Below are 12,343 nucleotides of genomic sequence, written 5' to 3'. Positions count from 1 at the left end.
CGACACCCCGAGAGGTTCCGCCGCCGCCCGTGCACACCACAACCGCCCGCAACCGTCGGAATCAACAACAACCGACTCCAGACAGCTTGACATTGAGCGAACGCGGCAGCTACCCCGATATTCGAGACTCTTGCAACAGCGCTAGAGATCGGTAGACAAGACTACGGAGTGCAGAGTCGTCGCACGGCGGCCTCGATTTTCGACGCCCTGCGCTGAATCTCGGCGTCGTCGGCGGATTCGCAGGCTCTGCTCGGCGCGGTCATCCAGGCCGAGGTGATGCCGAACATCATGGTGATCAGGTCGTCGACGGTGAAGGCGTCGGAGATCAGTCCGTCTCGTTGGGCGGCGGCCATGGCGTTGCGCCGCTCCGCGATGACCGAGTGAATGTCGTCGGTGCCCGATGCTGCCATACCGCCCTGGAGCTGGGTCCACAGAAGTAGGCGGTGTTCCTCGGGATGTGCTGCGAGATGCAGGTATTCGCGTGCCGCATACCCGCCGAGGTCGTCGATGGAGAAAGGTACTTCTTCGATGAACCGCGCGAACCCGTCCTCGACCACAGCGCGGAACAGGGCTTCTTTGTCGCCGAAGTATGCGTACAGGCGCTCCTTGCTGGCCTTGGCCGCAACCGCGATCCGATCGACTCGAGCTCCGGCCAGTCCGTGCACCGAGAACTCGCCACGGGCGGCGGCGACGATGCGGGCGCGGGTCGCGCTGGCGTCAGGTTTCATGGCGGCCACCATACCCCCAACCAACTAGTTCGTTTGACAGTCGGTGCCGAGTGGCTTACCTTTCTGATCGGGACATTTTTCGTGCCCAGAATCAACGAGTACGAGTGGGGTAGAAACATGTCGCAGCACTCCGAGCGCGAAGCGCCGGATCTGAATCCGAACTACGAGCGCCGATGGCTGGTGCTGTGCATCGTCGCCATCACGCAGCTCACGATCGTGCTGGACGGCACCATCGTCAACATCGCGCTACCGCAGGCGCAGATAGACCTGGGCATCAGTGACACCAGCCGCACCTGGGTCATCACCGCCTACGCTCTGGCATTCGGTGCGTTGCTGCTGCTCGGCGGTCGCATTGCGGACTACTGGGGACGCAAGCGCTCGTTCATCGTCGGCATGGCAGGCTTCGCCGTTGCCTCCGCCATCGGTGGACTTGCCCAGGAAGGCTGGCAGCTGTTCATCGCGCGCGCCGGCCAGGGTGTTTTCGCTGCACTGCTCGCACCTGCAGCACTGGCCATCCTGACCGTCACCTTCACCGACACCAAAGAGCGCGCCAAAGCGTTCGGTGTCTTCGGCGCGATCGCCGGCGGCGGCGCAGCCGTCGGTCTGCTTCTCGGCGGCGTGCTCACCGAGTACGCGAACTGGCGCTGGTGCCTTCTGGTCAACATCCCGGTCGCAGTGATCGCCATCGCCGCAGCAGTGCCGCTGGTGAAAGAGAGCAAGGCACACGGAGACACCCGCTACGACCTGCCCGGCGCGATCCTCGTCGCTCTGGGTCTGGCATCGCTGGTCTACGGCTTCACCGAAGCCGAAAACGGTTGGGCGACGGTACCCACCATCTCGTTCATCGTGTTGGGCCTGGCTCTGCTGGCCGCGTTCGTCGTGGTCGAATCCAAGTCCGCCAACCCGTTGCTGCCGTTGAGCGTGCTGCTCGACCGTGACCGCGGTGCCGCGTACATCGGCTCGGCCGTCATCGGTGCTGCCCTGCTCGGAGGCACGTTGTACCTCACGTTCTACTTCCAGATCGTGCTCGAGATGAGCCCGGTGATCGCGGGTGTCGCGTCACTCCCGATGACCGGCGGAATCCTGATCACCGCAGCGCTCGCGTCCGCACTCGTGCCGAAGATCGGACCCAAGCCGCTGATGGCCGTCGGTCCCGTCGTCTCGGCGATCGGCCTGCTCCTGCTGACGCAGATCGGCGTCGACACCTCGTACTGGACGCACGTGCTGCCCGGCGTCGTGCTGCTCGGTCTCGGTCTCGGCCTGCTGATGGTGCCGATGCAGAACGTCGCGCTCATCGGGGTCGCCGATCACGACGCGGGTGCCGCATCTGCGCTGATCAACGCCACGCTGCAGGTCGGTGGCGCTCTCGGCGCGGCAGTGTTCACCACGGTCTACACCTCGTCCAAGACCTCGTACCTGGCCGACAACCCGGCACCGACTCCGCCCGCCGGAGTTCCTGCGGAAGCTCTCGCGGGCCAGGAGATCCCCAGCGCCGAAGTACTGGCCTCGCTCCCGGAGCCGATCCGCAACTTCGTGCTCGCCACCATCGACCACGCGTTCGCGGCCGAGGTCTCCGGCTACGCCTGGGCCTTCGGAACTGCCGCGATTCTGGTCGCGCTGGTGTGCCCGGTGGTGCTGGGACTCGTCCGAGCGAAGAAGGACGACCTGCCCGTCGGCGACACCCCGGTGCATATCGGATAGCTCTCGCTGGACACACAGACCCCGCTGCTCACCCGTCGAGCAGCGGGGTTGTGTCCTTCGAAGGCGTGCGCTCAGTCCGGGTCGATTGCGTCGGCCTGCGCGGTGAGCAGCATGTGCAACAACTCCGGCGGCACGGCCATCGGAGGCAACGAACCGAGGGTGATGGAGTTGTCGGCATCGCCGTTCAGCTCCGTCACCTCGTCGTGCAGCCTTTCCATCTTCTCGTCGAGCTTGTTCGCGCTCTCGGCGGCCTCGGCCAGTTCGGCCTGCAGAGTGGGCGGAATCTCTCCGCGGTACTTGTAGAAGATCTTGTGCTCGAGGCTCGCCCAGAAGTCCATGGCAATCGTGCGGATCTGCAGCTCGACCAGTACCGGTTGGACGCGGTCGGACATGAAGACCGGGATTTCGACGATGAGGTGCAAACTCTTGTAGCCGTTGGCTTTCGGGTTCGCGATGTAGTCCTTGACCTCGACGACTCGAATGTCGGTCTGACTGCTGAGCATGTCCGCGATGCGGTACGTGTCGGAAATGAAGCTGCAGGTGATGCGGACACCGGCAACGTCGAGGATGTTCTCGCGAATGGCGTCGAGCGTCAGCGCGCACTTCTTCCGCTGAGCCTTGTCGAAGATGCTCTCGGGTGTCTTGAGCCTCGACGAGACGTGCTCGATGGGGCTGTACCGGTGGATGTGGGTGAATTCCTGCTTCAAGATGTTGATCTTCGTGATCAGCTCGTCGATCCCGAACTTGTAGCTCATCATGAATCGCGTGAAATCTTGTCTCAGTCGACCCAGGTCGACCGCAGTCTCACCGTTCTTCATGACCTCGCTCATGACCACGATTGTCCACGACGGCGGGCCGAGCGCGCGCGGCGCGGGAATCGAAGCTGGCATCACTGCACGTCGGACCGAGTTCCGGGGTGAAACGCACGAGACCACAGCTCTGACATTGATGCGTGCGGTGATGCCCTCTCTCGCACGAGCACGCACGTGAGCCCACCAGCACCGAGCCGGCGACGAGTGGGTGGCCGTTGGTGCAGTGGGTAGGTGCTCGTTCGGCCCACCGATCGCCGACGCGGTAGAGCGATCCGGCAACCGGGTCGGTATCGCGCTCGCCGGATGCCATCGCGCGCAACCGCCTTCGACAATGTCTACCGCTCGATATGGACCGCCCGAAGTGGCTCGGCTGGCTGCGTCGCCAACTCCGGGGGCGCATTCACACTAGCAGAAATCGAACGTATGTTCTAACGCGCAGTCAGAACCATGTTTTGCGGCCACCGACTGCGCGCCCCATCGAACCGAGCACCGTCAGAACTGCGCCGACGACCACCAAGATGATGCCGACAGTCGTCAAAATTGAAATGCCGGCGAAATAGCCGATGAGGGCGAGGATAATTCCGAGAACGATCATGACCACTCCTGAAGTTGGGGTGAGCCCGGTACCGGCGGATGCCGATAGGACCGAAGCTACGCCACCGAGATAGAGGAATGGTCACAATTGTCGCTATTTTCCGGCATCCACTTTCGCTGCGAGAAATGCCTCCGGGTCGATCAGATCCGACTGCCCGACGATCGATCCCAGGTCAGCGATACGTTCGATACCGGTGAGCACCATTTCCTCTTCCACGGTGCCCTCGGCGTAACCGTAGTAACAGGTCGACGTCGTGTGGTTGTGGTCCTTGTCGATGCGGTTGGCGCGGCCCTCGATCTGTCTGATGTCGATGGGTGTCCACCGAGGATCGTGGATCAGCGTCACGCGCGGGGCGAGAGTGGACACCTCCCCTTCGGGGAGCAGTAACTCGTTGGTGTGCAGGTTGATTGCGCTGGTGGTGGTCGAGACGATGACCGACGCGGCCCCGGTCTGGAAGCGTCTGATCGACGCCTCCTGCTCGGGGCTGCTCATGCTGCCGTCGACCACTGCAACGTCGAGTCCCTCGTCCCGCAGAGTCTGCGCCAGTGCCGCGACCGACTCTCGGTAGAACATCGAGACGAACACCTGGTTGCCGGCCTTGACCCACGTCCGCACCTGGTCAGCCGACGCGGGAATGCGCAGATACGAACACTTCTGGCGAAATCGCAGCGTCGCGGCCCGGGTACTGGGGTTCTTCTGCAGCACTCGCTTTCCACCGACGGCTTTCCAGTTCGGCAGGCCCACCTCCTTGCGGTAGTCCACCCACGCGGCGTTGTACAGCCGCTTCTGCGCTGCGGTGAGTTCCTGACCGAGTGGTTCCCGCGGAGTCGGCGGCGACGGCCGCGAAATAGACCACGGCACGGCACCTCCCGACAACCAACCGTGCACCGACGCAATGTCGCGGGCCCGTTTCGACGCGTCCTCCGGCTCCCACCGCCACGTGGTCAAACCGGTCGTGGCCTTGCCTGCCTTGACGGAGAACCCGGACTCGATGAGGAACTCCGCCCACTTCATCGTCACCGCATAACCGAGATATTCGTCGTCACCCAGGATCTCGACCCCGCGGCTGCGCTCGACCGCGCGAGCCATGTACGCGAAGTGCAGCGGCTGATAGCCGGGCGTCGCAGACATCCACACCACCGAGCGGGCCGCCTCCTGGTACCGCCAGAGGATCTGCGACTGCTGGGATTCGATGTTCATCAGCGCGTGCGATTCGTCCGCGATCACCACATCGATGTCGAATCGCAGCTCACCGAGCGAGATGGTCCGTTTGTTCTGTGTCCGTTTACGTTTGCCCAGATCGGTCTCGGGCGGAACCGACAGCAGCTTCTTCGTCGACTGATAGGTGATCAGCAGCCAGCGCTTGCGATCGGACGGCTCGATGTCGGCCTCGCTGTCGGCGATGGTGCGACGCCATCCCGGTAACGCGCCTTTGGGCGCAACTACCAGTACGGTCCCGATCTCTGCCGCCGACATCTGCCGAACGGCCTCGCACACCGCCAACGTTTTGCCCAGACCCGTCGAATCCATCTGCGCGAAGTACGGGAATCCCGCGTCGAGCGCGGCGAGATGCCGTCGTACGGATTCGAGTTGAGTTTCTCGGGGCTGCATCGCCCGCTGCCGAACCATCTCGTCGCGCCACACATCGTTGGCATCGTCCTCGAGCCACCGCTGCAGGCTGTACGGCGTCGACTCGTAGGGCTGCAGATACTCGGGCAACTCGGTGCCGTAGTACGCGAACACCCGAGGCCCGGGATACCACCGTGCCCCGGCTGCACCCGCTGCCGATCGATCCTCGAACGGCACGTCCAGTACCCAGACGCGCTCGCCGGGATCGGGAACCCGCAGATCGGGTGCGGCCGACTTGCGGGGTGAGGTCTTGCGCGGGGCTGCTCTCTTGCGCGGTGCTGCTTTTTTCGGAGCAGCGGCCTTCTTCGGGGCAGCTTTCTTCTGTGCAGCGGCGGGCTCGCCGTTCTTCGCGGCCGCGAACTTTCGCGCGGCACTGCTCTGCCCGGCCTTGACGGTGCGGGCAGTGGTGGATCGGGCGGTGCGTCTACGAGGTGGCATCGGATCCAGTCTGTCGTACGGTGTGCACGAACACCGTAAAGGAGCCCTGTGACATACCCGAACCACCCGCGCGCCGTAGTACTCGTCCACGATCAGGATCCGATCCTTGCGCGACGCGACATCGGCACTCTCGCTGCCGAATTGCGCACCAGGGGTTTCCAGTTGGACGTGCACTCCTTCGACCACAGCCCCGATGTCGCACCACCGCTGCTGTCCGACGCGCAGTTGGTGGTGGTCATGGGCTCACCCGATGCCGCGTACGACGACACGCTGACGTGGCTCGCGCCGGAAATTGCGTACGTACAGGACGCGATCGATGCGCAGGTCCCGGTTCTGGGTGTGTGCTTCGGCGGGCAGCTGCTCGCGCGGGTACTCGGCGGCACCGTCCGCAAGTCCGAGCATCCCGAGTACGGATTCGTCGACGTAGAGACGTCCGAGCCCGAGCTCATCGCCCCCGGACCGTGGATGGAGTTCCACGGCGATACGTTCACCGCTCCCGCGCAGGCCACGGTGATCGCCCGGAACGATGCCGCGCAACAGGCCTTCGTCTGCGGCCCGCACCTCGGGTTGCAGTTCCACCCCGAGATCGACCTCGACACCTACGACGCGTGGGCGGCCGCGTGGGACCGCGACGGCGTCGAACACGGGGTCGACGTGCACGAGATCAGGAGAGAGATCGCCGACGCGGAACTGGCAGCTCGGGCGCGGTGCTCGGCTCTGCTGGACGCCTTTTTCGCCCGATCCTCGGCGGTGCCCCGGTAGGGTCGAACGATGACCGAGGCCAGGCCCAGCAACTTCAGCGATCACCAACTCGGCATCTACGCCGCCGGGATGTTCGCCCAGCAGACACCGCCGATCACCACCAACCTGGCACGGCTGGAGGACCAAGCTGCCGAGAAGCTTTCGCCCGAGGCGTTGGGCTACATCGTCGCCAGCGCGGGCAGCGGATCGACGGCGCGGGCGAACCGGGCGGCGTTCGACAAATGGGCCATCACGCCGCGCATGCTCCGCAGTTCGGCCTCGCGTGATCACGCATGCACCGTGCTCGGCACCGATATGCCGGCTCCGCTGCTGATTGCGCCGGTCGGCATCCAGACTCTCGCCCATCCCGACGGTGAGCTCGCGACGGTTCGAGCGGCTGCGGAACTCGGTGTGCCGTACATCCATTCGACACAGGCATCGCATTCGTTCGAGCAGATCGCCGAGGCAGGCGGAGACGCTCCGCGCTGGTATCAGTTGTACTGGCCGACGGACGAATCTGTACTGCTGAGTTTCCTGCAGCGCGCGAAGGCCACCGGGTTCACCACCTTGGTGCTGACTCTCGACACCACGTTGCTGGGCTGGCGGCCTGCCGATCTCGACCGCGGGTACCTTCCCTTCCTCGCCAACCTCGGCATCGAGAACTACCTGACCGATCCGGCGTTCCAGGCCGGACTGGCGCAGCCCGTCGAGGAGAATCCTGTTGCCGCCGCGATGCATTGGGCGCAGATGTTCCCCAATCCCGGCTTGTCCTGGAAGAACCTGGCGTTCCTGCGGGAGCACTGGAGTGGGCCGATCGTGCTCAAGGGAATCTGCACCGTCGGCGACGCCCGTGAAGCAGCAGCGCACGGAGTCGACGGCATCGTGGTCTCGAACCACGGCGGTCGTCAGATCGACGGTGCCAGACCGTCACTCGACGCGTTGCCGTCCATCGTCGAGGCTGTGGGCGACGATCTGACGATCCTGTTCGACTCCGGTGTACGCACCGGTGCCGATATGGCCAAAGCGCTGGCGCTCGGAGCGGATGCGGTCTTGCTCGGCCGGCCGTTCCTGTACGGTCTCGCGCTCGGTGGGCAAGAAGGTGTTGCACACGTATTGCGTTGTCTGCTAGCCGAATTCGACCTGGTAACGAGTTTGTCGGGTCACACCGGTGCCGGCGAACTGGGCCTCGACTCGATCTTGGAGTCCTGATGGAGTGGACGAAGCACGCAATCTGGTGGCACCTGTACCCGCTCGGCTTCACCGGTGCGCCGGTGCACGGCTGGGACGGTGAATCGCAGTCGGATCTGCACCGGCTGAACAGAATCGAGAAGTGGCTCGACTACACACTCGAGCTCGGCGCGTCGGGAATTGCCCTCGGTCCGATCTTCGAATCCGAGAAGCACGGCTACGACACGGTCGACTATTTCCACGTCGACGGCAGGCTCGGCACCGACGAGGACATCGACTCCTTGATCGCTGCTGCACACGGTCGGGGCCTGAAGGTCATGTTCGACGGTGTCTTCAACCATGTGGCGCAGAGCTTTCCGAAGTTTCGGCAGGCCCTGGCCGAGGGGCCTGATTCCGAGGCCGCGCAGTGGTTCCACCTCGACTGGTCCGGGGATACGCCGACGCACCGAAACTTCGAGGGCCACGACGAACTGGTCGCGCTCAACCACGAGAGCCCGCACGTGCAGGAGTACGTCGTGGACGTGCTCTCGCACTGGCTCGAGCGCGGCGTCGACGCCTGGCGGCTCGACGCTGCCTACGCTGTGTCGCCACGCTTCTGGGCCGCGGTGCTGCCGAAGGTTCGCGAGAAGCATTCGGATGCATACTTTCTCGGCGAGGTAATCCACGGTGATTACGACCGGATCGTCTCCGCCTCCACGCTGGACTCGGTTACCCAGTACGAACTGTGGAAGGCGATCTGGAGTGGCCTGAGCGAGAAGAACTTCTTCGAGCTCTCGCATGCTCTGGAACGTCACAACGGGTGGCTCGACGCGTTCGTGCCCGCCACGTTCGTCGGAAATCACGACGTCAATCGCATTGCCAGCGTAGTGGAGGACGAGCGACATCTGCTGCACGCGTTGGTGGTTCTGTTCACCGTGGGTGGGATGCCGATGATCTACTACGGCGACGAACAGGCGTTCCGCGGTATCAAGGAAGATCGCGTCGGCGGTGACGACGACGTGCGTCCCGAGTATCCACAATCCCCGGACGATCTGGCCCCGTACGGTTGGCCGGTCTATCGCGTGCATCAGGAGTTGATCGGAGTACGGCGTCGTAATCCATGGTTGTACTCCGCGCGCACCGAGACGCTCGAGCTCACCAACACGGCGCTGCTCTACCGCGTGTCCGGGGAAGACAATTCGATGACGGTGGCGCTCAACCTCGGCGACGATGCCATCGAATACCGGGCTCAGGGTAGCGAAGTACTGGCCGGTGAGGCGCACCTGAACGACGGCCGGGTGAGCGTTCCGCCGCACGGCTGGGCCGTCATCGGCTGAGGGTCCTGGCTGCCTTCGCGCGGTCGAAGAACGCCAGCAGATGCGGCAGCTGTTCGTCGGTCACGGTGAACTTCATTCGGTCGCCCGAGTAGCCGATGCTGCCGTCGGATGCACGCAGACCGAGGACGATCTTGGTGCCGTCTCGCGTCGGCTTCGCGTCCACGCCGAGCTGATCCACGTGCCATCGACAGCGCCCACCGGCTGCGGTCCTCACGGCGGCGTCGAACGCTTCGACCGTGCGGTGGTCGAGTACAAAAATCACGTTCTCGTCGAGGCGATACTCCAGGTAGTCGCGTTCGGCCATGGCGGCACAGTAACTTGTCATCGCTGCATTCGGCTATCTATCACTTGCGCTAGAGAGTTGTATAGACGGCAATGCATTGCCCTACCGAGACCGGTGGGTACAGTCGAGCGCGACACGGGGTGCCCCCAGGGGCTGAGAACACACCCGTCGAACCTGATCTGGTTAGGACCAGCGAAGGGAATGTCGTGACGTTTCGGTATTTCCTGTCCCTCGTGACGGTCCCGACCTCGAACGAGAGGCGAGGCGCATGAAATTCGACGAGCAGACAGTGTTGATCACCGGCGGCGGCCGCGGACTGGGAGCAGCGATTGCCGCTGCTTTCGCCGGTGAGGGCGCACGCGTGGTGATCGACTACCGCACCAGCAAAGAAGCCGCCGAAGCGCTTGCCGACCGCCTCGGCGGAAATGCTTTCGCGGTTCAGGGCGACGTGACCGACGAGCGTGCGGTGGCCACGGTGTTCGACTCGGCGCGTGAGCATTTCGGCACTCCGATCACCACCGTCGTCAACAACGCACTGGCCGACTTCTCGTTCGACGGTGATGCGAGGCCCAAAGCCGACACCATCACGTGGGACCGCTTCGACGCTCAGCTGCGCGGCAGTGTCCGTGCAGCGTTGCTCACCACCCAGGCGGCGCTGCCGGGTATGCGTGAGGTGGGCTTCGGCCGAATCATCAACGTGGGCACCAACTTGTTCCAGAATCCGGTGGTGCCGTACCACGACTACACCGCGTCCAAGGCCGCACTGCTCTCGCTGACCCGCACTCTGTCCGCGGACCTCGGAGCAGACAACATCACCGTCAACATGGTCTCGGGTGGATTGCTGCGCACCACCGACGCCAGTGCCGCCACCCCGGCCGAGGTGTTCGATTTCATCGCGGCCTCGACCCCGCTGCAACGGGTCACCACCCCGGAGGAGTTCGCCGACGCCCTGTTGTTCTTCGCCTCGCCCTGGGCGCGGTCGGTGACCGGTCAGAATCTCGTCGTCGACGGCGGCCTGGTCAAGGACTGACATGCACCTGAACGCGTTTCTCTACGGCTGCGGCCACCACAGCGCGGCGTGGCGTCATCCCGATTCACGAGTGGAGGACCTGGGCAACATCTCGTACTACGAGGAACTTGCCCAGCTCGCCGAGCGGGGCAAGTTCGACGCGGTGTTCTTCGCCGACGGACATTCGGTTCGAGACCCGGCCGGGGCAGGGACCTGGTTTCTCGAACCGATCACCGCGCTGTCGGCCATGGCACGAGCGACCACCCATATCGGGCTGGTCACCACCGTGTCCTCGACGTTCTACACCCCGTTCCATGCCGCGCGCATGCTGGCGTCGTTGGATCACATCAGCAGCGGCCGGGCGGGCTGGAACGTCGTCACCTCCATGTTCGACGCCGAGGCACGCAATCACGGGATGGATGTCATCCCGGCTCGTGAGGAGCGCTATGCTCGCGCCGAAGAGTTCGTCGATACTGCACTGGCGCTGTGGGATTCGTGGGATGCCGACGCGTTGACGCTCGATCGCGCTGGAGCGTATGCGGACCCGGCCAAGGTGCATGCCATCGATCACGACGGCAAACACTTTCGCGTCGACGGCCCGTTGACGGTGCCGCGTTCACCGCAGGGTCGGCCGGTGCTGTTCCAGGCCGGGGCGTCGGGGCCGGGTCGTGATCTCGCTGCGAAGTACGCCGAGGCGATCTATGCCGTCGCCTACGATCTCGTTGCAGCGCAAAGCTACTACGACGACGTGAAGTCGAGAATCGATCGAGCCGGCCGCGACAGTACAGCCGTGGGCATCATGCCGGGTTTGGTGACGTACATCGGATCGACGATGGACGAGGCTCGACGCAAGAAGGCCGAACTGGATCGGCTGCTCCCCACCGAGCAGTCGCTGGCAATGTTGTCGACCTTCACCGGACAGGACTGTGCTGCTTGGGAACTCGATGAACCGGTGCCGCCGCTACCGCCGGCCGCCGAGTTCACTGGACCGCAGGGTCGCTACGAGACGATTCTGCGGATCATCGAGAAGGACGCTCCCACCGTGCGGGAACTGCTCGGCACCCTGGCGGCCGGGGGCGGGCACGCCACCATGATCGGCACGCCGGAGTCCATCGCCGACGAGATGGAATCGTGGATCGGTCGCGGTGCCGACGGATTCAACCTGATGTGCCCGCGCTACCCGGACTCGCTCACCGACTTCGTCGATCAAGTGGTCCCTATTCTGCAGCAGCGCAGTCTCTTTCGTGCGGACTACACCTCGTCGACGCTTCGCGGGCACCTCGCTCACTGAGCGGCCGGCCCGAAGACTCCCCGATCGACGAACGTCACCAGAGCGTCGAGACCGTCCTCGGGCGAGCCCTGCCACAGCCGGGCGAAATTCTCCGCCGCACCGCCGATCAGCACCGCAGTGGTGGCGGGGGACGCCGGTAGCTCGACTCCTGCCTTCTCGAAGGTGCCGAGGCGTTCGACCCAGGGCTCGAACTGGACCTGCGTGAATCTCTGTACCCGTTCGGCGAACTCGGGACTCACCAGTGCGGCGTCTCGAAGCGCATCGATCACGACCCGGTGCCGTGTGAGCAACTGCCAGAAGACCTCCAGATGCGGACGCATGGTGGGGTGATCGCGAGCGGAAGGATCCTGCGCCGCGACGATGACGTCGGCGTCCTCACCGATCTGCTCGGCGAGGGCCAACAGCAGCTCGTCCTTGCCGGAGTAGTGGTTGTAGAACGACCCTGCGGCCCGGCCTGCTTCGCGGGTGATGTCGACGATCTTGGTGTTGAGGTACCCGGACCGGGCGAAGACGGTGCGGGCGGCATTCTCGAGTTCGATTCGAGTCTGCTCGGCCTGTTGTGCGCGACCAGTGGCTGCCACCGCTGTTCCCTTCCTGTTGACATCTCAGCAG

Annotated in this window: 13 protein-coding genes and 1 riboswitch; of the genes, 7 read left to right on the top strand and 6 right to left on the bottom strand. The window is 64.3% G+C overall.

Annotation, left to right across the window (positions count from 1 at the left end):
- Positions 1-161 precede the first annotated feature (161 nt).
- Positions 162-728 carry a TetR family transcriptional regulator gene (locus CH305_RS07255; protein ID WP_032402259.1) on the bottom strand — a complete coding sequence of 189 codons (567 nt, stop codon included), beginning with the start codon at positions 726-728 and terminating at the stop codon, positions 162-164.
- Between the two features lie 81 nt (positions 729-809).
- Between CH305_RS07255 and CH305_RS07250 the strand changes: the two genes are divergently transcribed.
- Positions 810-2,429 carry an MFS transporter gene (locus tag CH305_RS07250; protein ID WP_256983590.1) on the top strand — a complete coding sequence of 540 codons (1,620 nt, stop codon included), beginning with the start codon at positions 810-812 and terminating at the stop codon, positions 2,427-2,429.
- Between the two features lie 71 nt (positions 2,430-2,500).
- Here the strand turns inward: CH305_RS07250 and CH305_RS07245 are convergent, their stop codons facing one another.
- Complete coding sequence (locus CH305_RS07245) at positions 2,501-3,259, bottom strand: GTP pyrophosphokinase family protein (protein WP_052058511.1); 759 nt, start codon at positions 3,257-3,259, stop codon at positions 2,501-2,503.
- On the opposite strand from CH305_RS07245, the gene CH305_RS28990 reads away from it, so the two are divergent.
- On the top strand, positions 3,258-3,419 hold the full coding sequence (locus CH305_RS28990; RefSeq protein WP_155289226.1) for a hypothetical protein: 162 nt from the start codon (positions 3,258-3,260) through the stop codon (positions 3,417-3,419). The genes CH305_RS07245 and CH305_RS28990 overlap by 2 nt on opposite strands.
- 261 nt (positions 3,420-3,680) lie before the next feature.
- Here the strand turns inward: CH305_RS28990 and CH305_RS28985 are convergent, their stop codons facing one another.
- A complete protein-coding gene (locus CH305_RS28985) occupies positions 3,681-3,836 on the bottom strand; it encodes a DUF6131 family protein (RefSeq protein ID WP_094608853.1) in 156 nt (51 codons plus the stop codon).
- Positions 3,837-3,929: 93 nt separating this feature from the next.
- Positions 3,930-5,903, bottom strand: coding sequence for a helicase-related protein (locus CH305_RS07235; protein ID WP_037151848.1), 1,974 nt, complete (start codon positions 5,901-5,903; stop codon positions 3,930-3,932).
- Between the two features lie 48 nt (positions 5,904-5,951).
- Here CH305_RS07235 and CH305_RS07230 point away from each other — a divergent pair, with 48 nt between their 5' ends.
- The 3 genes from CH305_RS07230 to CH305_RS07220 are packed head-to-tail and all read left to right on the top strand — an operon-like array spanning position 5,952 to position 9,148.
- Positions 5,952-6,665, top strand: a complete 714-nt coding sequence (locus CH305_RS07230) for a type 1 glutamine amidotransferase (RefSeq protein ID WP_094703274.1) — start codon at positions 5,952-5,954, stop codon at positions 6,663-6,665.
- A 9-nt stretch (positions 6,666-6,674) separates the two neighbouring features.
- Entirely contained in the window at positions 6,675-7,853 is a 1,179-nt protein-coding gene (locus CH305_RS07225) for an alpha-hydroxy-acid oxidizing protein (RefSeq protein WP_094608810.1), read from the top strand.
- Positions 7,853-9,148: an alpha-amylase family protein gene (locus tag CH305_RS07220; RefSeq protein WP_094703269.1), complete on the top strand. Its 1,296-nt coding sequence runs from the start codon at positions 7,853-7,855 to the stop codon at positions 9,146-9,148. The genes CH305_RS07225 and CH305_RS07220 overlap by 1 nt, the downstream gene beginning before the upstream one ends.
- Here the strand turns inward: CH305_RS07220 and CH305_RS07215 are convergent.
- On the bottom strand, positions 9,138-9,452 hold the full coding sequence (locus CH305_RS07215; protein ID WP_094608808.1) for a hypothetical protein: 315 nt from the start codon (positions 9,450-9,452) through the stop codon (positions 9,138-9,140). The genes CH305_RS07220 and CH305_RS07215 overlap by 11 nt on opposite strands.
- 105 nt (positions 9,453-9,557) lie before the next feature.
- Positions 9,558-9,650: riboswitch (TPP riboswitch) on the top strand.
- A 49-nt stretch (positions 9,651-9,699) separates the two neighbouring features.
- Between CH305_RS07215 and CH305_RS07210 the strand changes: the two genes are divergently transcribed.
- Positions 9,700-10,461 (top strand): 3-oxoacyl-ACP reductase, encoded by a 762-nt coding sequence (locus tag CH305_RS07210; protein ID WP_032402187.1) that lies wholly within the window; start codon positions 9,700-9,702, stop codon positions 10,459-10,461.
- A gap of 1 nt (position 10,462) precedes the next feature.
- Positions 10,463-11,731 (top strand): LLM class flavin-dependent oxidoreductase, encoded by a 1,269-nt coding sequence (locus CH305_RS07205; RefSeq protein ID WP_094703268.1) that lies wholly within the window; start codon positions 10,463-10,465, stop codon positions 11,729-11,731.
- Here CH305_RS07205 and CH305_RS07200 read toward each other — a convergent pair.
- Complete coding sequence (locus CH305_RS07200) at positions 11,725-12,312, bottom strand: TetR/AcrR family transcriptional regulator (protein ID WP_032402185.1); 588 nt, start codon at positions 12,310-12,312, stop codon at positions 11,725-11,727. The two genes, CH305_RS07205 and CH305_RS07200, sit on opposite strands and share 7 nt — an antisense overlap.
- Positions 12,313-12,343 lie beyond the last annotated feature (31 nt).

Origin of the sequence: Rhodococcus sp. 15-649-2-2 (assembly GCF_002258645.1) — a bacterium.
Lineage (GTDB): Bacteria > Actinomycetota > Actinomycetes > Mycobacteriales > Mycobacteriaceae > Rhodococcoides.
The sequence above is the reverse complement of the archived record's forward strand: the minus strand, read 5'-3'. Positions and strand labels throughout refer to the sequence as shown.